Origin of the sequence: Sphingomonas sp. (assembly GCF_042096255.1) — a bacterium.
In the GTDB taxonomy this organism is placed as follows: domain Bacteria; phylum Pseudomonadota; class Alphaproteobacteria; order Sphingomonadales; family Sphingomonadaceae; genus Sphingomonas.
Genome location: NZ_JBELLZ010000067.1, coordinates 1 through 19,871 on the forward strand (window position 1 = coordinate 1; position 19,871 = coordinate 19,871).

Below are 19,871 nucleotides of genomic sequence, written 5' to 3' on the forward strand. Positions count from 1 at the left end.
GAGTAACGCCCGTGCGCAGACCGCGATCACCGCGGACGGCCGCCAGATCGGTACGATCACCGGAGTCGAAATCGTTCGCTTCCATGGCGGGGCGGGGGGCGACGCGATCATCGGTGGAAGGCTGGGCGACATGCTCGCGGGGGGTATGGGCGACGACATCCTGACCGGTGGCGAGGGCGGGGACCGGATCGTCGGGGGTGGCGGCGACGACCGGCTGGACGGCGGCGTCGGCTTCGATGTGGTCAGCTATGAGGATGCGCATGCGGGGGTGACGGTGGACCTGCGGCGCGCCGGAAGCGCGCAGGACACCGGAGGGGCAGGAAAGGACACGCTGGCCGGCTTCGAGCAGGTCGACGGATCCCTTCACAGCGACCTGCTGATCGGCAGCGACGGCGCCGATTTCCTGAGCGGCGGCGCGGGCGGTAACGATCGCTTGATGGGCGGTGACGGGGCTGATTCCTTCTACCAATACCGGCCCGGCGGCACCGTGAGTGCCACGCGAATCTTTGGTGGCGCTGGTGACGACGTGGCGACGATGGCGGGCGCGGCGGGCGCGCGCGACCGTTTCACCTTCAATGGCGGTGCCGATGCGGATGCGGCGCACGTCAGCGGCGCGGGCCGTTTCGAACTGAGCCTGGGCAGCGGTGAGGATCTGGCCGGCATCACGCTGGGCGCCGCGAGCGTGCGTGTGGTGCTGGGCGGCGGCGTCGACACGGTAAGGCTGGAGACCGCCGCGGCGCTGTCGCCACGCTGGTCGGTGCCGGTGATCGCGGACTTCGCTGCTGGCGACAATGGTGACCGGATCGACCTGCGCGCCTTCCTGACGGCGGAAGCGGTGGGCTTTGCGGCGGGAAGTGATCCCTTTACCGGCCATGCGCGCCTGAACTCCGTAGGAGCCGACACGCTGATCGAGATCGACCGCGACGCCGGCGGCAGCGCCTTCGGCTTCGAGGCGGTGCTGCGGCTGGAGGATACCGCTTTGGCGGACCTTACCGCCTTCAACTTCGGCGGTTTCGACCCGATTGCGATCGGCGCCCCCGCCTGATCCGCGCCGCCACCGCTCAGCCGCGCGTGCGTGCCTGGCGATAGGTGCCGAGCACGCGCACCCATTTGGAATGGAAGCCCAGTTCCTCCATCGCCCGGTCAAAGGCGGGATCGCCCGGCTTGCCTTCGACGTCGCAGTAGAATTCGGTCGCAGCAAAGCTGGCACGGTGCTGGTAGCTTTCCAGCTTGGTCATGTTGACGCCGTTGGTGGCGAAGCCGCCCATCGCCTTGTAGAGTGCGGCGGGCACGTTGCGCACCTCGAAGATGAAGGTGGTCATCCACGGCCCGTCACCCACTGGCGGGCGCCCGCCGCGGGCCAGCACCACGAAGCGGGTGGTGTTGTGCTCGGCATCGGCGATGTCGGACGCGAGCAGGTTCAGGCCGTAGAGCGCGGCAGCGGCGGGCGGCGCCAGTGCTGCGAGCGAAGGATCGTCCCGCTCCGCCACCACTGCCGCGGCACCCGCGGTATCAGGATAGGCGAGCGGGCGGATGCCGTGCGCCTTCAGCCAGTGGCGGCATTGGCCCAGCGCCTGCGGATGGCTCATCGCCTCGCGCACCTGGTCGCGCGTGCCCGGCCCCATCAGCGCGTGGCGGATCGGCAGGAAGTGCTCGCCGGTTATGACCAGTCCCGATTCGGGCAGCAGGAAGTGGATGTCCGCCACGCGCCCGTGCAGCGAGTTCTCGATTGGGATCATCGCGCAATCAGCCTGACCGGACTTCACCGCGTCTATCGCATCGTCGAACGAGAAGCAGGGCAGGGGCAGAGCCTCCGGGAACGCCTCCCCGACCGCGACATAGCTGTTCGCACCCGGCGCGCCCTGGAAGGAAACCGCGCGGCCCGGTTCCCGGGCGGCCGCGTCGGACATGGCGGCCACCAGAGGGCGGGCGGGAGCGGCGTAATCTTCGGTCATCGACCGGGCGTTACGGAGGGAGACCCGACGCCTCAAGCGTGCTTGCGGCGGTCGAATCCCTTTTCTATGGGATGCCATCCGGTTTCAGGGGCATAAGACAGAATATGGACGATCGGACGAACACGATTGCCGGCTGGGTGCTGGCAGGCTGCGGCGCGGCGCTGGGCCTGTCAATCGTGGGCGGGATGATCTTCCATGGCGAGCGGCCCGAGAAAATGGGCTATGTGATCGAAGGCGTCGAGGAAGAGGGCGCCGGCGGCGCCGCTGCTGAGGTGCCGATCGCCAGCCTGCTCGGTAGCGCCGACGCCGCCAAGGGCGCCGAGGTGTTCAAGAAGTGCGCGGCTTGCCACACCGTGAACCAGGGCGGCGCCAACGGCGTGGGCCCCAACCTTTACGCCACGATGGGCGAGGCGCTGGCAGCCGGCAAGGGAGGCTTCGCCTTCTCCGATGCGCTCAAGAAGGTGGGCGGCACCTGGGACTGGGAGAAGATGAACGCCTGGCTGACCAGCCCGCGCAAATTCGCCCCCGGCACCAAGATGACCTTCGCGGGCCTTTCCAACCCGCAGGACCGCGCCAATGTGATCCTGTACCTGAACCAGCAGGGATCGAACCTGCCGCTGCCGGCGGCGCCAGCAGCGGGCGCGTCGCCGGCCGAAGGTGGCGCGGCCCCGGGCGGCGATGGCGCTGCGCCGGGCGCGGCCAATGCGGTGGACGCGGTAGAAAGCGATGTGCGCGGCGCGACCGGCGACATCGCCAACACCGGTACGCCGGCAAGTGGCGCGCCTTCGGTGGATCCAAATGCGGCACGCGAGGCGGCAGGCCGGGGGAACTGAGCCCGGAGTGCGGGCAGACATATGGTGCCGCTCCGGCGAGACCTTATCGGCGCGAGGGCAGGCAGAATGCTATTCCTCGAAGAGCGGGCGGGTCACGCCATCGTGATGCGTAGCGCGAGCGTAGCAAGCGTGATCAGCAATACGGGTAGGGTGAGTTTCGCCCCGATACTGAAGTAACGGCCCCATCCGATCCGGACACCCTTCTGGCCCAGAACATGGAGCCAAAGCAGCGTCGCAAGCGAGCCGATCGGTGTAAGCTTCGGACCGAGATCGCAACCGATGATGTTGGCGTAGATCATCGCCTCCTTCACCGTTCCAGTCGCAGGGGTCGCGTCGATCGATAGCGCGCCGACCAGCACGGTCGGCATGTTGTTCATCACGGACGACAGGAAGGCAGCGACGACGCCCGTTCCCAGTGCCGCTGCCCACACATCGCCTTGCGCCATGTGCCCTAGGAGCGCCGCGAGGTGATCCGTCAATCCCGCGTTCCGCAAGCCATAGACGACAAGGTACATGCCGAGCGAGAAGATCACGACCTGCCATGGCGCACCCCGGACCACCTTGCCCGTGTCGATCATCTGGCCCCGGTTGGCTACGATCAGGAGAGCGATCGCACCCGCCGCAGCGACGGCGCTGATCGGTATGCCAAGCGGTTCGAGCAGGAAGAAGCCGGCGAGAAGAAATCCGAGGACAACCCATCCGGCGCGGACGGTCGCGACGTCCCGGATCGCGGCACGCGGCGCGCGGAGCGCCCGCAGGTCATAGTATCTCGGTATGTCACGTCGGAAGAACAGCAGCAGTACGCCCAGCGTCGCAGCGATCGACACCAGATCGACCGGCACCATCACGGCGGCAAACTCACCGAAGCCAATGTTGAAGAAATCAGCCGACACGATGTTGACCAGATTCGAAACGACGAGCGGCAGACTGGCCGTATCTGCGACAAATCCTGCCGCCATGACGAACGCGAGGGTCGCTCGCTCGTCGAAGTCGAGCGCTCGGAGCATGGCGACCACGATCGGAGTCAAGATCAGCGCCGCCCCATCGTTGGCAAACAACGCGGAAACCGCCGCGCCGAGCAGGACGATCAGAACGAAGAGGCGGTCACCATGCCCGTTTCCCCACCGCGCGATATGCAACGCCAGCCATTCGAAGAAGCCGGCATCATCAAGCAGCAGGCTGATGATGATGATCGCGACGAACGCCGTGGTGGCGTTCCAGACGATGCCCCACACCAAGGGTACGTCGGACAGCGTGACGACGCCCGCGAGCAGCGCCACGACGGCGCCGCCCATTGCGCTCCAGCCGATCCCGAGACCCCCGGGCTGCCAGATAACCAGGGTGATCGTGGCGATGAAGATCAGGGCGGCGAGCAGCATCAGCCTAGGCGACGGCCCAATGCATCGACCACCTGCTGACCATCTTCCTTGGCGAACGCGCCTTGCTGTCGCTTTGGCAGCAGATCGAGTACCAACTCGGAAGGCCGGCACAACTTCACGCCGAGCGGTGAAACCACGAGCGGCCGGTTGATAAGGATGGGATGCGCGATCATCGCGTCCACCAGGGCATCGGCTGACAAAGACAGGTCGTGTAGGCCCAGCTGTTCGTACGGGGTTCCCTTCTCGCGCAACAGTTGCCGTGGCGAGATTCCCGCGCGTCCGATCAGCTCGACCAGGAGAGCGCGAGACGGCGGAGTCTTGAGATATTCCATGACGTGCGGTTCAATTCCGGCATTGCGGATGAGGGCGAGGGTGTTGCGGGAGGTGCCGCACCCCGGATTGTGATAGAGGATGATATCGATTGCCATGGTGCTACCCCTCAGTTGCAGCGGGTAAGTTCGACCAGCAACGGCGCGCACAGTTGCGCATTGCCGGCGCAGCAATCCTTGACGAGAAAGACCGTCAGTGCGCCCAGGCCATCCAGATCGGCGCGGTAGATGATTGAACGGCCATGTCGTTCGGATCGGACCAAACCTGCCCGTGACAGGGTGCTGAGATGTGCCGACATCGTGTTTTGCGGTGCATGAAGTTGACGCGCTATCTCACCCGCGGCCAGCCCGGCGGGTTCGTGGTGTACCAGCAGGCGAAATACGTCGAGGCGCTTCTGTTGCGCGAGCGCGGCAAGCGCAACGAGAGCGGAACTATCATCCATATATCTGGAATACACGATATATGGATGAGGGCCAGCGGTAAAGTGACTCGGATTTGTATCGGACCCCCGCAGCATCGCGCGGGATGAAAGGCGATCGCTGAGCTACCTTAATGCGAACACATCCGCGACGATCGTGCGCGCGTCGGCATCGACGCGGTCATCGCAGGGGCTGTCATGGACAACCATAACGCGCGTGTTGCCTTTGGCGGTACGCCAGGCGGCGAGACCCTCGGGGTGGTCGCAGCCGCGGCCGAAGGGAAGGTCGAGGACGCGCTCGGGGCGGTGGAGGCGGACCTTGTGCGGGTCGCGCGCAGGGTCGGTCGCCCAACCGGACCAGCGATAGATCGCGCAGGGGCCGCTGAGACCGGTGGTGGGGCCGGCGAGGACGAGCAGGTCGTCGCCAAGTCGCTTGAGATCACGGATGCCGAGGCCCTCCATGGCGAGCAGGCGGCGGACCGGGCCATGTGCGATTGCCAGGGTACCGTCGTCCCGCACGGCGAGGTCGAGTTCGAGAAGCAGCGCGTGGGTGCCGATCACCGGGCCTCGCAGACCGAGCGCGACGCGGCTGCCGCAGACCGCGATCCCCTCGATGTCGAGCCCGCCCTCCTTCGCGGGGATGCGGGTGAATGGGGCGACCAGCGGATCGTCGGCGAGCGCGCGGGCGAGCGCATTGCCAGTGGCGTCCTGCGGGAGCATGCCGGCGCGGCGTTCCCCGTCGGCGGCGACGGGTGTCCAGCCATCCTTGTCCTCGATCAAGGGCAGGCGGGCGAGCAGGCAGCGCGCGCGGGTGTCCTTGAGGTCGGCGAGCGCATCAAGATCGATGCACTCGCCGGGCAGCTTCTCCGGCTTGGCACGGGTGCGTGCGTGGCTGCCGAGCACCCAAAGCCAGCCGTCGCCGACCGCCAGGCCCTCAATGTCCACTTCCGCGTCGGGATCGGCGAGTGGAAGCAGATTGGCAAGTTCGAAGCGGCGGTGCCCTGCCCATTCGCTTTGACCGCGGTGGGTGAGGCGGTCGATGCCACCATGTTCGTCGGCGCCGAGGAACAGCGAGCTGTCGATCCGCGCGGCGGCCGATAGGTTGCGCAGACCCTTGCGGGTCTTCGCCTCTCCGAAGCGGAGTAGCGCGGTCTTCTTGGGCCGGGCGGAGCGCGGCCAGGCATGCCAGGCGGACTGGGTCATGCCCGGCTCAATCGCCAGCGCGCGCCTTTGCTCCGGCCTGCCGCTTGCGGCCGCGCATCCTGCCGCCGCCGGCGCGGCGGGGGCGGGGACCCTTGCCGCCGCCGCGCAGGTCCTGAAGATCGAGCGCCATCTGGCGGAGCACCTCCGCGGTGATGCGGGCGACCGTGTCGACGCCGATCGGGGCGGCGGCGCTGGCATCCGGGTAGCGGCTGAAATCCTCGTCGAACAGCGTCGCCGCGTCGGGAAAGCGCGCCGCGCGGACCGCCTCGTTGCTGTCCCGGAAGCGATCGAAGAAGGCGCGGGCGGCCCCGCGCGCGGGCAGGCGCCCGTTCCCCTTGCCGAGTTCGGACAGGACGCGGACGATCTCGCCGCGGGTCGAGCCCTGCTGCACCTTGAGGTGCGGGTTGATCAGGCGGAGATATTCCTGGAACTCCGGGCGGAGCGATTCATTCGCGCGCTCGGGCCGGTGCTCGGGCGTGGGCAGGCCGGCGACATGACAGACGTCGTCGATGATCGAGCGGGCGACGAGGTCCTGCGGAAAGCGGCGCACGATCAGCCGTTCGGCACCGAACGCAGCGCCCCAGCGCGCGAGCAGCGCTTCGTAGTCATAGTAGAGCGTCTGCTCGGGCGAGCCGACCGGAAGGCTGGGGACCGGGCGACGGACCAGCAATTCGCGGCCGCTGGTACCCGCCTTGAGCAGGGTGGAATACAGGCTGACCGCGAGCTCGTCCTGGCGACGGAGATAGACGAGCACGTCCACCCGATCGAAATGGCGGGCGAGCAGGGCGCGCAGGCGCTCCACCTCCTCGGGCGCGTAGAGGCGGCTGTGGCAATGTTCGTTGGAGAAGAGGAAAACCTTGCCCGGGTTCGCCTCCACTTCCGTCGCGAGATCGGCCTCCAGCCGAGTGCGCAGCGCCTCGTGCTCCTCTGCGGTCCGCACGGTGAAAGCGAGCGCGGGAGAGGAGACCGCGTAGCTGAACAGCCGCGTGTGGTTCGGCGAGCCGGGCGCCTTGGCGTAGTGGAAACCGTGCGCGGCCAGCCAGTCGCGGTTGCGCGCGAGGAACTGCTGGATGCTGGTGGAGCCGGTCTTCTCGGTGCCGATGTGCAGGATTGCGCGTCGCGTCATCGGAAAGCTTCCAGCCGGAGGGGAGGGACCCCACGAGCCGGGGACGGGCGCCGGTATCACCGGCGCCCGCCGCATTCAATCGCCGGAGCGGACGTTACATCGACGGTGCGAGCTTGGTGTTGAGCACCCAGCCGACATTGTCGTTCTCGTCGGCGACCTCCCACCACAGGCCGTTCTTGTTGCCGGTGGGATAGACGATCGCGCCGGGCGGCAGCGTGCGGATCGCCTTGGCGGTGGCGAGCGCCGCAACGCGCATGGCGACCGGCGCCTGGGCGGTGAAGGTTTTGGTTGGCGCCGCCTGTGCGGTGCCCGCGTCGCCCGGTGTTACCAGGCCAAGCTCGTTCACCATCTTGGCATAGGCCTGGATGAAGGCGAGGGTGACGATGCGGCCGATATCGGTGTTGTCATACCCGCCGCCGACCGCGCCCAGGCCGCCGCCCAGGAAGCCGGTGCCGCCGCCCGCGCCGAAGCTGATGCTGTTCTTGGCGGCATAGCCGTCCGTCACCGCAATCGTCTCGGTGGTGCGCACGTTGGTGATCGACAGGACGGTGTTCGCCTCCATCTTGCGGCTGCCGATCCCGCCCGCCAGCGCGCCGAACCGGCCGCCGATCAGCCCGCCGATCGCGCCGCCCACGGCGCTGCCGCCCGAGTTGCGGTTGGCCGCCTGCACCTCGGCGACGAGGACATAGTCCGCCGCCTTGATCTGGCCCTGGCCGACGTTTGATCCGCGCTGAAGGCCGAGATCGCCGCCGATGCCACGCTCGAGCTGCGCGGCCTGGAGGCCCGAGCCGCGATCGACCAGGTTGAAGCAGCCCGAGCGCTGGATCAGCACCTTGAGCAGCTTCTGCGGCGGCGCCAGGCTGTACTGCGTCCAGCCCGAGGGATCGTCGCCGTCGACGACCGAGATGGTGCCGAGCTTGCGCACGCAGCGCGGCACGTCCTGCATCATCTGCGCTTGCGTCTTCTGCGTGCCCGAGGGCCGCGCCTGCGCATAGGCCCCGCTGCTCATCAGTGCTGCGACGCCGGCCGCGCCGAGCAATACTCCCCTGATCATTTCGAACTCCCCGTTGGACATCTCACGCGGCGGATGTGCCCCGCCTGCGACCCCGCGCGCGACGGTAGCACCGACGCCGCGGGCGATCCAGCGTCACGCGACGACGCTGGTGAGCATAAGGCTGCCGGTCATCAGGGCAGCGGCGAGGGAGAGGATGTGGTGGCGGTAGGTCATGATCGTGTTCCTGCGAAGTGATGGCGCGCCGGTAGCGGGTTGCGGCGGCGTGTCGCGCCGGGCGCGACGGGTGCGACCTCCGTGCGCCGAAGCCTTCGCAAGGCGCGACGTGCCTGCTAACGCGCGGCGATCATGGCGACCGACATCAGCAAGATCCGCAATTTCTCGATCATCGCGCACATCGACCACGGCAAGTCGACGCTCGCGGACCGGCTGATCCAGGCCACCGGCGGGCTCTCCGACCGGGAGATGAGCGAGCAAGTCCTTGATAACATGGAGATCGAGAAGGAGCGCGGCATCACCATCAAGGCGCAGACCGTGCGCCTGGAATGGAAGGGCCATGTCCTGAACCTGATGGACACGCCCGGCCACGTCGACTTCGCCTATGAGGTCAGCCGCAGCCTCGCCGCGTGCGAGGGCGCCCTCCTGGTGGTCGATGCGGCGCAGGGGGTGGAGGCGCAGACGCTCGCCAACGTCTATCAGTCGATCGAGCACGACCATGAGATCGTGCCGGTGATCAACAAGATCGACCTGCCCGCGGCCGAGCCCGAGAAGGTGCGCGCCGAGATCGAGGACGTGATCGGCCTGGACGCCAGCGGCGCGGTGCTGGCCAGCGCCAAGAGCGGCATCGGCATCACCGAGATCCTCGACGCGATCGTCGAACGCATCCCCGCACCCAAGGGAGACCCGGCCGCACCGCTCAAGGCGATGCTGGTCGATTCGTGGTACGACCCGTATCTGGGCGTCGTCATCCTCGTCCGCGTGATCGACGGCACGCTGCGGAAGGGCCAGCAGGTCACCTTCATGCAGGCGGGCACCCAGCATCTGGTGGACCGCGTCGGCTGTTTCCGCCCCAAGATCGAGCAGCTGACCGACCTTGGCCCCGGCGAGATCGGCTTCATCACCGCGCAGATCAAGGACGTGGCGCAGGCGCGCGTCGGCGACACGCTGACCGACGTGAAGCGCCCCGCCAAGGAGGCGCTGCCCGGCTTCAAGGAAGTGCAGCCGGTGGTGTTCTGCGGCCTGTTCCCGGTGGACGCCAACGACTTCGAGAAACTGCGCGAATCGATCAGCAAGCTGCGCCTCAACGACGCCAGCTTCAGCTTCGAGATGGAGACCAGCGCCGCGCTCGGCTTCGGGTTCCGCTGCGGCTTCCTGGGCCTCCTCCACCTGGAGATCATCCAGGAGCGGCTGACCCGCGAATACGACCTGGACCTGATCACCACCGCGCCATCGGTGGTCTATGAGATCGAGCTGACGCATGATGGCGGCCAGATCGAGCTGCACAATCCCGCCGACATGCCCGATCCCAACAAGATCGCGCAGATCAGCGAGCCGTGGATCCTGGCGACGATCTACGTTCCCGACGAATATCTCGGCAGCGTGCTGAAACTGTGCCAGGACCGCCGCGGCATCCAGAAGGACCTGACCTATGTCGGCGGCCGCGCGCAGGTGAAATACGAGCTGCCGCTGAACGAGGTGGTGTTCGATTTCTACGACCGGCTGAAGAGCATGTCCAAGGGCTATGCCAGCTTCGATTACACCCAGATCGGCTATCGCGAGGGCGACCTCGTCAAGATGGGCATCCTGGTGAACGAGGAGCCGGTCGACGCGCTCAGCATGATCGTCCACCGCGCCACCGCCGAGGTGCGCGGCCGGGGCATGGTGGAGCGGCTGAAGGAACTGATCCCCCGCCACATGTTCAAGATCCCGATCCAGGCGGCGATCGGCGGCAAGGTGATCGCGCGCGAGACGATCAGCGCGATGCGCAAGGACGTGACCGCCAAATGCTATGGCGGCGACGCCACCCGCAAGCGCAAGCTGCTGGAAAAGCAGAAGAAGGGCAAGGCGCGGATGCGGGAATATGGCAATGTGAGCATCCCGCAGGAGGCGTTTATCGCGGCGTTGCGGATGGGCGACGACGCTTGAGGCTAGCGAGCGGATCGCGCCGCGATACGGGCGCTAGGCGAAGACCAGCGTCGCGCCCGGCCGACGACCGCCCGGACACACCGGGCGTGTCGATCGACGACGCGGCGCGGGCAGTTGCATTCGGGCGTCGCAGGCGTACCTTGACCTTATGAACGAGCTGTCGCCGATCGTCTCTGAGTTCGAGACTACCGAGGATGCCGAGGCGTATGATCGCTGGTTCCGCGCGAAGGTTGCTGCCTCGCTCGCGGACGGACTGCCGGGTGTCGCGCATGACGAGGCGATGGCGCAGGTGCGCGCGATCATCGACCGGCATGATCGTGAAGGCCGGCGTGCTTGCGACTGATCTGGCGCGGCACCGCGCTAAACGACCTAAAGGGGATCATCAGCTACATAAGCGAGCGGAATGTCTCGGCTGCACGGCGCTTGCAGGCTGATATCGAGGCGTGCGCCGAGCGCTTGCCCGATCATCCGTTCATGTACCGGCGTGGCCGGGTGCCTGGCACCCGAGAGGCAGTGGTGCACCCGAACTACATCCTCGTGTACCGAGTGGCGGCGGACGCCATCGAGGTGGTGAACGTGTTGCATAGCCGGCGTCAGTATCCTTGACCGACATGCAGGCGATCGCGCGCGAGACGATCAGCGCGATGCGCAAGGACGTGACCGTTGAAAGCTACGGCGGCGACGCCACCCGCAAGCGCAAGCTGCTAGAGAAGCAGAAGATGGGCAAGGCGCGGATGCTAGAATATGGCAATGTGAGCATCCCGCAGGAGGCGTTTATCGCGGCGCTCAGGATGGGTGATGAGGGGTGAGGCGGGCTTAGCGCCCTATTCCAGCCGTTCAGCTCGGGCGTCCGCGCACCGAAGAGCCGTCGTTCATATTTCTGCTGGAGCGGTGGCTCGAATAACCGGAGCTGGGACAAGTCCGCTATCGGCACAGGTCTCGTCAAACGGCGGGATCAACCAAGAACTGCCGTTCGCGGGCGTGCCGAGAGGAACGTGCTTTGGGAAAATAGGCCCGGTCTTTCGTACGTTGGGCGGAACGTCACGCCAGCCCAGCGAGCCTGTCACGCAGCCAGCTTTGTGCTGGATGGTTGGTCGTGCGTTCGTGCCAGATACTGGCGATGAGAAATCCGGGTATGTGGAGCGGCGGTTCCAGCACCTGCACCCGGTCTGACCAACCGTCTGCGATCCGGCGTGGAATTAGCGCGATCATATCGGATCGTGACACGATCTCCGGTACGATCAGGAAGCCCGACGTGGACAAGGCGACGGTACGACGGCGGCCGATCGCCTCAAGCGCCGCATCGGTGGGCCCGGCAAAGCCGCCGCCCTGAGGTGAAACCACAACGTGGTCCAGCGCGCAGAACAAGTCCAGATCAAGGGCACCCCGCACGGCTGGGTGCTCCTGTCGCGCGATGACCATATACTCCTCCTCGTAGAGCCGGCGCTGGCGCATCGCCGCCGGCGCGTGTTGGGGCGTTGCCAAGGCCAGATCCACCTCGCCACGCTCCAACTGTGTCGTGAGTGCCATCACGTCGAGCGCCCGCCAGGCGATGCGGATCATCGGCGCCTCGGCGCGCAAGGCGACCGAGTAGCGTGCCAGCAGCGCATACTGGACGTAGTCGCTCGCCGCGATCACCACGGTGGCACGCAGGGTCTCCGGATTGATCGTTGCTCCTTGCTCGACGACGCGGCGAACACCCTCCAGTGCCTCGTGCAGTGGTTGCATCATCTCGAGTGCGCGCTGGGTCAGGATCATTCCGCGCTGGCCCGGGATCAGGAGCGGATCACCCAGCGCTTCGCGGAGCCGCGCCAGCCGTGCGGACAAAGCAGGCTGGCTGAGGTTCAGCCGGCGCGCAGCGCGTGTGACGTTACGCTCCGCAAGCAGGGCCTCAAGCGTCACGAGAAGTCCGAGATCAAGGTTCCTGGTATCCATCACGTCGATAACGACACGTAAAACGTTCGATTTCAAGACTCAAGGTGGCCGCACCATCTAGGCTCGTAGCGGGGTTAATCCCGCAGCGCTTCAATCGACGGCACGGATACCAGTTCGCCTATGAAAGCTATCCAGGCTTACCAGGACGCGGGGAGCCTGATTGGGCGCGGACTTATTGCTCACAACGCTACCCACCCGCCCCGGCGGGGACGGGCCGGCGACGAGACGAACTACGGCAAGGAACCAGATACCATGATGAACGCGATCGAATGGCCGCAAGGGTATGTCCCCGGCCATGCCGACAATTTCACCACAAACGAGGCGATCGTCGCCGGACTGACCGCCGCCGAGATATGGCCGTTCCTCGCCGAAGCGCCGCGCTGGCCGAGCTACTATGCCAATAGCGCTAACGTCCGCTTCCATGACGGCGACGGCCCGACGCTTGCACTCGGCCGCCGCTTCTACTTCGAAACGTTCGGCTTCCCGATCGAGGCCGAGGTCGTGGAGTATGTTGCCCCGGCCGGCGAGGAGCCTGGCCGGGTCGCATGGCACGGTTGGGCCGGCGAGGGAGATACCCGCCTGGACGTTCACCACGCCTGGTTGATTGAGAACTTGGGCGGCGGCCGTGTCCGCATCCTGACGCAGGAGACGCAGAACGGCGCGCCGGCCAAGGACATGGCGACGACCCGGCCAAATCCCATGCTCAACGGTCATCAGGAATGGCTCGACGGGCTAACGGCCGCAGCTCGCGACACGGCAGGCGAGGGCCGCTAGAAGCCGAAGGGCAATCGCGGCACCGCAGACCGCAGCGCCGCCAACTTCACGATCCTGTTGCTGTCTGCTCAGCACTACCATGTCGAGCATCGGAGGCATGGTGGCCATGGCCGAATCGGCCGCGCCCCTTTCCCCTTCCCCAACCTGTTCGGCGCGCGGGTGTTCCTGCCGAATATTGGTATTCCCCAACTATCGAGAAGAGATCATCATGAAAGTTCTTGTCGTCTACGCGCACCCCGAACCCACTTCGCTGACACGGCAGTTGGTCGACGTGACCGCTGAGACGTTGTCGGCAGCGGGGCACACCGTGATCCATTCGGACCTCTACGGCATGAAGTGGAAGGCGGTGTACGACGCCGATGACTTTCCAGTGCGTGACAACCCCGAACGGCTGTCGTTCATCATGGAGTCGGGCCATGCTTACGCAAGCGGGCATCAGACGCCCGACGTGATTGTCGAGCAGCAGAAGCTGCTCGCGGCTGATGCTGTGATCCTGCAGTTCCCGCTGTGGTGGTACGGCGTGCCTGCGATCCTGAAGGGCTGGATAGAGCGGGTCTATGCCTTCGGCTTTGCCTACGGCTATCAGAATGGCTCCAACGAGTTCCGCTTTGGCGAGGGCATCCTCAAAGGCAAGCGAGCGCTGGTCAACGTGCAGGCCGGCGGCCCACCTGCCGATTACGGCCCGCGGGGCATCAACGGGCCGATCGAGCAACTGCTGTTCCCGCTGACCCATGGCGCTCTGTTTTACCCCGGCATGGACGTGCTCCCGACGCACGCGGTCTATGGCGCGGGTCACGTTTCCACGGCGGAGGAAGTGGAGGCGATCAAGGCGGCATGGCGTGTGCGTCTCGCCGGGCTTTTCACCGACACGCCGATTCCCTTCCGTTTGCAAAACGGCGGCGACTTCCCCGATCGCCACACCATGGCCGATCATGTTGCGCCGGGCCAAACGGGCCTCGCCGCGCACCTTGCCGATCTGGTCGGCGCTTAACGAGCACCGCCGATGTCGCTTGGTTGGTCAACTCAGATCGCAGGCGCCTTCGGAGCTTGAGGAGCTAGAAGTGGATGTAGCATTTATCGGGCTCGGGCAGATGGGCTCGGGCATCGCCGACAATCTCTTGCAGCACGATCAGCGTGGACCTCACCGCCAGGCTGGCGGCGGCGCACGCCGCGGTGGGGCAGCGTTTCGTGTCGGCGCAGGTGCTGGGCCGGCCGGACGTGGCGGCGGCCGGCAAGCTATCGGTGATCGCGGCGGAGGATCTTGATCTAGCACAGCACTTGTTCGACGTTGATCGGCAGCTCCTGTTAGATCCGGACCTTCACGTCGTCACAGAGGAACGGCGATACCTGGTCGGTAGCCGCCGGCTACCCGCCGCGCTCATCGGCGGCACCTTTCAACGATCGTCCACCCGAAAGCCTCCGGTTGGCTCCCGACCCACAATTTGCCTGCCGCCGCGGCAAAGCCGCGTCGTCGATCGACACGCGCGGCTTGCCCGCGCGGTCGTCGGCCGGGGCGCGCTTCCGAGGCGGCGATCAGCATTCGGCTGAGTGCCTGAAGCGCGCCCAGCTTTCCTCCGTCGCGCTCGCCTCCCACAACGCCTGCGCTTCCGCCATCCGGCGCTCGGCCTCCTTGCGGGCCTTGCTGCGATCGGCGAGAGTGGCGCCGTTGATCATGGCGTGGGGCTGGGCGTGCGGGCGCAGGTCCAGCGTGGGGCCGTGGGGCTCGTCGCGGGCGTCCCAGATGGCGCGGCGGAGGCGGTCCAGTTCGGCGCTCATCCAGCTGCATTGCAGGTCCGCGCCGGTTTCGTCGCGATCGTCGGTGCCGGTGTAGAGATCGAGCAGCTCCTGGCTGCGACCGCCCAGATCGAGCACCAGCTCGATATAGGTGAGCTGGCGCAGCGTGAAGTCCGCGGCGACCACGTCGCCGCCGAGGCGGTAGCGGCGCTCGGCGCGGACCTTGAGCGCGTAGCGGTGGAGCACCTGGCGCAGCCATTCCGCGGTTTCCGCGGCTTCCTCCTCCGTGACGGCGTGCTCCGCGTCGGCGCCGGGCACGTCGGCGGCGCGGGCGATGTTGGGCGCGTATTGGCCGGGCAGGTGGTGCCGCATCAGGAACATGAGGAGGCGATCGTTGTAGGCGCGCTTCTCGCCGACCTGCTCGCCCTTGTGGAAGACGGGCACGGGCACGCCCTCGATCGCGCGGTCCATCGCGATGTCGGTGAGGCGCTGGGCGCCGCTGGCGATCGCGGCGGCCCAGGCCTGGCGGAAGCCCTCTGCCTGCGGCTGGCGGCGCAGGTAATAGGCGCCCTCGCTGCTCATGTTGATGCGGCGCGCGGCGGCGGTGACCGAGCCGGTCTCCGCCAGCGCGGCGATGAAGGCGCGCTGCCGCTCCGCCGTCCAGCCGTCATAGCGGTATTTGCGGGGAACGGGCTCGAACGCGACGAGGTCGCGCTGGGCGGCGGGCGTTGGGGTCCAGTGCTGCATGGGTGGGTGTGTAACCCATATGGTTCGTTGTAGGAAAGTGCGGCGTGATGCTTGGGCGTGCACTTGGGTGTTCATTCCGCCAGCGAAAGGGTGTAGCGTCCGCCCCGGCCATGCCGTGCCGCGTATGGGGGCAGATCGGCGGGCCGGGTGAGCGACGGGGGCGGGACGTGGCTTTCATCCTGGCATTTCTGATCGGCGGTGTCGCCGGCCTGCGCGCGATGGTGCCGCTGGCGGCGGTGAGCTGGGGCGCGCATCTGGGGTTGATCGCGCCGGGCGGGTGGCTTTCCTTCCTGGGGTCGAGCTGGGCGCCGTGGCTGCTGAGCGCGCTGGCGCTCGCCGAACTGGTGAGCGACCAGCTGCCGCGCACGCCGAGCCGCAAGGTGCCGGTGCAGTTCGCCACCCGTGTTGTCTCAGGCGCGGTGTGCGGCGCGGCGCTGCTGGGTGTCGGTGGCGCGACCGCAGGCGCGGCGCTGGGGGCGCTCGGCGCGGTGGCGGGGACTTTGGGCGGCGCGGCGACGCGGGCTCGGCTGGCGGCGGCGTTCGGGCGCGACCTGCCGGCGGCGCTGATCGAGGATGTGGTGGCGATCGCGGGCGCGGCGCTGATCGTGATGGCGGCGTGACCCTCCAGCGCTTCGATTGGATTATCATCGGCGCGGGGCAGGCGGGGCCGCCGCTCGCCGGGCGACTGACCGCGGCGGGGCTGCGCGTGGCGCTGGTTGAGCGCCACCTGTTCGGCGGCACCTGCGTCAATACCGGGTGCAAGCCGACCAAGACCTTGGTGGCGAGCGCCTATGCCGCGCAGGCGGCGCGGCGGGGCGCCGTCTATGGCTTCGATGCCGGGCCGGTGCGGGTGGACATGGCGCGGGTGCACGCGCGCGCGGCGGCGATCTCGGCGGAGGCGCGCGCGGGCGTCGAGGACTGGCTGCGCGGCATGGCGGGGTGCACCGTCTTCACCGGCCATGCGCGCTTCACCGGGCCCAAGACGGTGCAGGTGGGCGAGGCGGTGCTGGTGGCGGAGCGGATCGCGATCAACGTCGGCGGGCGAGCGGCGGTGCCCGACATGCCGGGCGTGCACGACGTGCCGTTTCTAACCAACAGCAGCCTGCTGGCGATGGAGACTTTGCCCGAGCATCTGGTGGTGGTGGGCGGCAGCTATATCGGGCTGGAGTTCGCGCAGGCGTTTCGCCGGTTCGGCAGCGCGGTGACGGTGGTGGAGAAGGGCGCGCGGCTGATCGGGCGCGAGGATACCGACATTTCCGACGCGGTGCGGGGCATCCTGGAGCGCGAGGGCATCGCGGTGCGGCCGGGTGCTGAGTGCATCCGGCTGGCGCCGCATGGCGCGGGCGTCGAGGTGCATGTCGACTGCGCTGAGGCGCCGCCGAGCGTGATCGGCAGTCATGTGCTGCTGGCGGTGGGGCGGCGGCCCAATACCGACGATCTCGCGCTCGACATGGCAGGCGTGGCGACCGACGCACGCGGCTATATCACCGTCAACGACCGGCTGGAGACCAACGTGCCCGGCATCTGGGCCTTGGGCGACTGCAACGGGCGCGGTGCCTTCACCCACACCGCCTATAATGATTTCGAGATCCTGGCGGCGAACCTGCTCGATGGTGAGTACCGTTCGCTGGCGCAGCGCATTCCCGCTTATGCGCTCTATGTCGATCCGCCGTTGGGGCGCGTCGGCATGGGCGAGGCGGAGGCGCGGGCGGCGAGGCGGCGCGTACTCGTCTCGACGCGGCCGATGACGCAGGTCGGCCGCGCGGTGGAGAAGGCGGAGACGCTCGGGTTCATCAAGATCGTCGCCGATGCGGACACGCGCGCGATCCTGGGCGCGGCGATCCTGGGCACCGGCGGGGACGAGGCGATCCACGCCGTGCTCAACCTGATGGCGGCGGGCGGCGATGCCGACATTCTCGCCCGGACGATGCCGATCCATCCCACCGTCGCGGAGCTGCTGCCGACGGTCGCGGGCGGACTGGCGTGAGCAATCATCTGTAACATCGGGCGGATATGCGCCGCGGGGTTGATGGGGAGCAGGCACGATGAATATGGTGACCACCAGCGACGGCACGCAGATCTTCTACAAGGACTGGGGCGCCAAGGACGCGACCCCGATCGTGTTCCATCACGGCTGGCCGCTCTCCGCCGACGATTGGGACAACCAGATGATGGTGTTCCTGGCCGAGGGCTATCGCGTGATCGCGCACGACCGGCGCGGGCACGGCCGCTCGACCCAGACCGACACGGGCAACGAGATGGACACCTATGCCGCCGATGTCGCGGCGCTGACCGACCATCTCGACCTGAAGGGGGCCATCCACATCGGCCATTCGACCGGGGGCGGCGAGGTGGCGCATTATGTCGCACGCGCCAAGCCGGGTCGCGTGGCCAAGGCGGTGCTGATCGGCGCGGTGCCGCCGGTGATGGTGAAAAGCGAAGCCAATCCCGGCGGGCTGCCGATCGAGGTGTTCGACGGCTTTCGCGCGGCGCTGGTCGCCAATCGCGCGCAATTCTTCCTCGATGTGCCGAGCGGCCCCTTCTACGGCTACAATCGCGAGGGCGCGAAGGTGGACGAGGGCGTGATCCGCAACTGGTGGCGGCAGGGGATGATGGGGGGCGCCAAGGCGCACTACGACTGCATCAAGGCGTTCTCGGAAACGGACTTCACCGAGGATCTCAAGGCGATCGAGGTGCCGGTGCTGGTGATGCACGGCACCGACGACCAGATTGTGCCTTACGCCGATTCGGCGCCGCTCTCGGCGAAGCTGCTGAAGAACGGCACGCTCAAGACCTATGAGGGGCTGCCGCATGGGATGTGCACGACGCATCCCGATGTGGTGAATGCGGACCTGCTGGCGTTCGTGCGGGGGTAGGACTGAGAGGGTAAGTCGCTACGGCACCACCTCCGTCATCCCCGTGAAAGCGGGGACCCATCTCCGCCGCTCAGTCCCGATCACGACGGCTGCGAGGGAGCCGGCCGCAGGAGATGGGTCCCCGCTTTCGCGGGATGACGGGTGAGGGGCGGATCGATGACATCCTCGCTGGCGGCACCTGCTCGCGGCATGACGCGGGTGAGCGGTCAGCCGCGGTCGGCGGCGCTGCGGCTGGGCTGACCGCCGGCCATGCCGCCGGTGCCCGTGCCCGGGCCACTGCCGGTGCCCGCGCCCAGGTTGCTGCCGCCCTGGCGGCGGATGGTGCTGCTGGAGGTGCGGCCCGCCTCGCTCTCGGGCGCGGTGTCCTCTTGGATCTGCTCGCGGCTGCCGCCGGTGGTGTTGTTGTCGATGGTGCGGTCGCGATCGGTCATGTCACCTTCCTTGCGGTGCGGGTTGAACGCGCCGGCCGGCGGCCAGGGTCCAGCGGACATTGATCCAATCCAACTGACCGCTTCCCCGGCAAAGGCAGGGGCCCAGTCGCGGGCGTTTCGATGCTGGGCCCTGGCCTTCGCCGGGGAAGCGTGCGTAGATGAGGGCCGCTAAACCTTCAAAACAACTCCCCCTGCGGTCCGCTTGGCGGCCTGAACAAATCGGTGCGCAGCTGCATCTTCTCGCTGTTGCGGTCGATCCCATGCTTCTTGCGGGCGAGGAGGAAGCGTGTACGGAGCAGCTCTGCCCAGACGCCCTGGCCGCGCATGCGGGTGCCGAAGTTCGGATCGTTGTCGCGCCCGCCGCGCAGCGATTGGATGGTGGCCATCACCTTGCCGGCGCGCTCGGGGAAGTGCGTGTCGAGCCAGGCGCGGAAGAGAGGCGCGACCTCCCAGGGCAGGCGGATCGGGATGAACGAGACGCCCAACGCGCCGGCCTCCGCCGCGCGGCCGACCACCGCCTCGATCTCGTCGTCGGTGATCGCGGGGATGACCGGCGCCATATTGACGAAGGTGGGGATGCCCGCGTCGGTGAGCATGCGGACCGCCTTAAGCCGGCGCTCGGGATGCGGGCAGCGCGGCTCAATGGTCATCGCGATCTTCGGGACCAGCGAGGTGACCGAGATGGCGACCGCGACCAGGCCCTTCGCCGCCATCGGCGCGAGCAGGTCGATATCGCGGACGACTCGATCGGACTTGGTGGTGATGACCAGCGGATGGTTGGTTTCCGCCAGCACCTCGATCACGCTGCGGGTGATGCGCCAGTCCGATTCGATCGGTTGATAGGGATCGGTGTTGGTGCCCATCGCGATCGGCGCACAGGTGTAGCTGCGCTTCGACAGTTCGGCGCGGAGCAGCGCCGCAGCATCGGGCTTGGCGAACAGCTTCGTCTCGAAGTCGAGGCCGGGGGACAGGT

22 protein-coding genes and 1 pseudogene are annotated in these 19,871 nt (G+C 67.4%); 12 read left to right on the top strand and 11 right to left on the bottom strand.

All coding sequences use genetic code 11. The features are described 5' to 3' along the window. A partial coding sequence (locus ACFDTH_RS12585; protein WP_375287882.1) for a type I secretion C-terminal target domain-containing protein occupies nucleotides 1-1,045 on the top strand: 1,045 nt, incomplete at its 5' end. Nucleotides 1,046-1,061: 16 nt separating this feature from the next. Here the strand turns inward: ACFDTH_RS12585 and ACFDTH_RS12590 are convergent. Further along, nucleotides 1,062-1,955 carry a prephenate dehydratase gene (locus ACFDTH_RS12590; RefSeq protein WP_375287883.1) on the bottom strand — a complete coding sequence of 298 codons (894 nt, stop codon included), beginning with the start codon at nucleotides 1,953-1,955 and terminating at the stop codon, nucleotides 1,062-1,064. 104 nt (nucleotides 1,956-2,059) lie between these two features. Between ACFDTH_RS12590 and ACFDTH_RS12595 the strand changes: the two genes are divergently transcribed. After that, on the top strand, nucleotides 2,060-2,788 hold the full coding sequence (locus ACFDTH_RS12595) for a c-type cytochrome (protein ID WP_375287884.1): 729 nt from the start codon (nucleotides 2,060-2,062) through the stop codon (nucleotides 2,786-2,788). 92 nt (nucleotides 2,789-2,880) lie between these two features. Here ACFDTH_RS12595 and ACFDTH_RS12600 read toward each other — a convergent pair whose 3' ends face one another. The 6 genes from ACFDTH_RS12600 to ACFDTH_RS12625 form a co-directional block, all read right to left on the bottom strand. Further along, nucleotides 2,881-4,167 carry an arsenic transporter gene (locus tag ACFDTH_RS12600; RefSeq protein ID WP_375287885.1) on the bottom strand — a complete coding sequence of 429 codons (1,287 nt, stop codon included), beginning with the start codon at nucleotides 4,165-4,167 and terminating at the stop codon, nucleotides 2,881-2,883. Further along, the gene (gene arsC, locus ACFDTH_RS12605) at nucleotides 4,167-4,595 is read right to left on the bottom strand and encodes an arsenate reductase (glutaredoxin) (protein ID WP_375287886.1); all 429 of its coding nucleotides are present in this window, start codon (nucleotides 4,593-4,595) and stop codon (nucleotides 4,167-4,169) included. Before arsC ends, ACFDTH_RS12600 begins: the two co-directional genes overlap by 1 nt. 11 nt (nucleotides 4,596-4,606) lie before the next feature. Beyond that, nucleotides 4,607-4,939 carry an ArsR/SmtB family transcription factor gene (locus ACFDTH_RS12610; protein ID WP_375287887.1) on the bottom strand — a complete coding sequence of 111 codons (333 nt, stop codon included), beginning with the start codon at nucleotides 4,937-4,939 and terminating at the stop codon, nucleotides 4,607-4,609. Between the two features lie 102 nt (nucleotides 4,940-5,041). Beyond that, on the bottom strand, nucleotides 5,042-6,118 hold the full coding sequence (locus ACFDTH_RS12615) for a DUF3616 domain-containing protein (protein WP_375287888.1): 1,077 nt from the start codon (nucleotides 6,116-6,118) through the stop codon (nucleotides 5,042-5,044). Nucleotides 6,119-6,125: 7 nt separating this feature from the next. Then, complete coding sequence (locus ACFDTH_RS12620) at nucleotides 6,126-7,244, bottom strand: hypothetical protein (protein ID WP_375287889.1); 1,119 nt, start codon at nucleotides 7,242-7,244, stop codon at nucleotides 6,126-6,128. A 94-nt stretch (nucleotides 7,245-7,338) separates the two neighbouring features. Beyond that, nucleotides 7,339-8,298: a CsgG/HfaB family protein gene (locus tag ACFDTH_RS12625; protein ID WP_375287890.1), complete on the bottom strand. Its 960-nt coding sequence runs from the start codon at nucleotides 8,296-8,298 to the stop codon at nucleotides 7,339-7,341. Nucleotides 8,299-8,604: 306 nt separating this feature from the next. Between ACFDTH_RS12625 and lepA the strand changes: the two genes are divergently transcribed. From lepA to ACFDTH_RS12645, 4 genes and pseudogenes are all read left to right on the top strand, one after another. Continuing rightward, nucleotides 8,605-10,401 carry a translation elongation factor 4 gene (lepA, locus tag ACFDTH_RS12630; RefSeq protein WP_375287891.1) on the top strand — a complete coding sequence of 599 codons (1,797 nt, stop codon included), beginning with the start codon at nucleotides 8,605-8,607 and terminating at the stop codon, nucleotides 10,399-10,401. Between the two features lie 148 nt (nucleotides 10,402-10,549). Then, a complete protein-coding gene (locus tag ACFDTH_RS12635) occupies nucleotides 10,550-10,744 on the top strand; it encodes a stability determinant (RefSeq protein ID WP_375287892.1) in 195 nt (64 codons plus the stop codon). Further along, nucleotides 10,735-11,007, top strand: coding sequence for a type II toxin-antitoxin system RelE/ParE family toxin (locus ACFDTH_RS12640; RefSeq protein WP_375287893.1), 273 nt, complete (start codon nucleotides 10,735-10,737; stop codon nucleotides 11,005-11,007). Before ACFDTH_RS12635 ends, ACFDTH_RS12640 begins: the two co-directional genes overlap by 10 nt. An 8-nt stretch (nucleotides 11,008-11,015) precedes the next feature. Then, nucleotides 11,016-11,210, top strand: a pseudogene (locus ACFDTH_RS12645) (elongation factor 4); the annotation flags it as partial. A 232-nt stretch (nucleotides 11,211-11,442) separates the two neighbouring features. On the opposite strand, the gene ACFDTH_RS12650 reads toward ACFDTH_RS12645, so the two are convergent. Then, a complete protein-coding gene (locus tag ACFDTH_RS12650) occupies nucleotides 11,443-12,336 on the bottom strand; it encodes a LysR family transcriptional regulator (protein ID WP_375287894.1) in 894 nt (297 codons plus the stop codon). Between the two features lie 252 nt (nucleotides 12,337-12,588). Here ACFDTH_RS12650 and ACFDTH_RS12655 point away from each other — a divergent pair, with 252 nt between their 5' ends. The 3 genes from ACFDTH_RS12655 to ACFDTH_RS12665 all read left to right on the top strand — a co-directional run bounded on the left by ACFDTH_RS12655 (nucleotide 12,589) and on the right by ACFDTH_RS12665 (nucleotide 14,658). Beyond that, nucleotides 12,589-13,110 (top strand): SRPBCC domain-containing protein, encoded by a 522-nt coding sequence (locus ACFDTH_RS12655; RefSeq protein ID WP_375287895.1) that lies wholly within the window; start codon nucleotides 12,589-12,591, stop codon nucleotides 13,108-13,110. 106 nt (nucleotides 13,111-13,216) lie between these two features. Beyond that, nucleotides 13,217-14,101, top strand: coding sequence for an NAD(P)H-dependent oxidoreductase (locus tag ACFDTH_RS12660; RefSeq protein ID WP_375287896.1), 885 nt, complete (start codon nucleotides 13,217-13,219; stop codon nucleotides 14,099-14,101). A 143-nt stretch (nucleotides 14,102-14,244) separates the two neighbouring features. After that, nucleotides 14,245-14,658 (top strand): hypothetical protein, encoded by a 414-nt coding sequence (locus tag ACFDTH_RS12665; protein WP_375287897.1) that lies wholly within the window; start codon nucleotides 14,245-14,247, stop codon nucleotides 14,656-14,658. Here the strand turns inward: ACFDTH_RS12665 and ACFDTH_RS12670 are convergent. Further along, nucleotides 14,644-15,591, bottom strand: coding sequence for a hypothetical protein (locus ACFDTH_RS12670; RefSeq protein WP_375287898.1), 948 nt, complete (start codon nucleotides 15,589-15,591; stop codon nucleotides 14,644-14,646). The genes ACFDTH_RS12665 and ACFDTH_RS12670 overlap by 15 nt on opposite strands. Nucleotides 15,592-15,758: 167 nt before the next feature. Here ACFDTH_RS12670 and ACFDTH_RS12675 point away from each other — a divergent pair, with 167 nt between their 5' ends. From ACFDTH_RS12675 to ACFDTH_RS12685, 3 genes are read left to right on the top strand one after another with little or no spacing between them, the layout of a single operon-like run. Next, nucleotides 15,759-16,211: a DUF4126 family protein gene (locus ACFDTH_RS12675; protein ID WP_375287899.1), complete on the top strand. Its 453-nt coding sequence runs from the start codon at nucleotides 15,759-15,761 to the stop codon at nucleotides 16,209-16,211. Next, a complete protein-coding gene (locus ACFDTH_RS12680; RefSeq protein WP_375287900.1) occupies nucleotides 16,208-17,578 on the top strand; it encodes an FAD-containing oxidoreductase in 1,371 nt (456 codons plus the stop codon). Before ACFDTH_RS12675 ends, ACFDTH_RS12680 begins: the two co-directional genes overlap by 4 nt. A 58-nt stretch (nucleotides 17,579-17,636) precedes the next feature. Further along, entirely contained in the window at nucleotides 17,637-18,467 is an 831-nt protein-coding gene (locus ACFDTH_RS12685) for an alpha/beta fold hydrolase (RefSeq protein WP_375287901.1), read from the top strand. Between the two features lie 206 nt (nucleotides 18,468-18,673). On the opposite strand, the gene ACFDTH_RS12690 is transcribed toward ACFDTH_RS12685, so the two are convergent. Together ACFDTH_RS12690 and ACFDTH_RS12695 are read right to left on the bottom strand one after the other, a co-directional pair. Next, nucleotides 18,674-18,898, bottom strand: coding sequence for a hypothetical protein (locus ACFDTH_RS12690; protein WP_375287902.1), 225 nt, complete (start codon nucleotides 18,896-18,898; stop codon nucleotides 18,674-18,676). Nucleotides 18,899-19,074: 176 nt separating this feature from the next. After that, a partial coding sequence (locus tag ACFDTH_RS12695; protein ID WP_375287903.1) for a radical SAM protein occupies nucleotides 19,075-19,871 on the bottom strand: 797 nt, incomplete at its 5' end.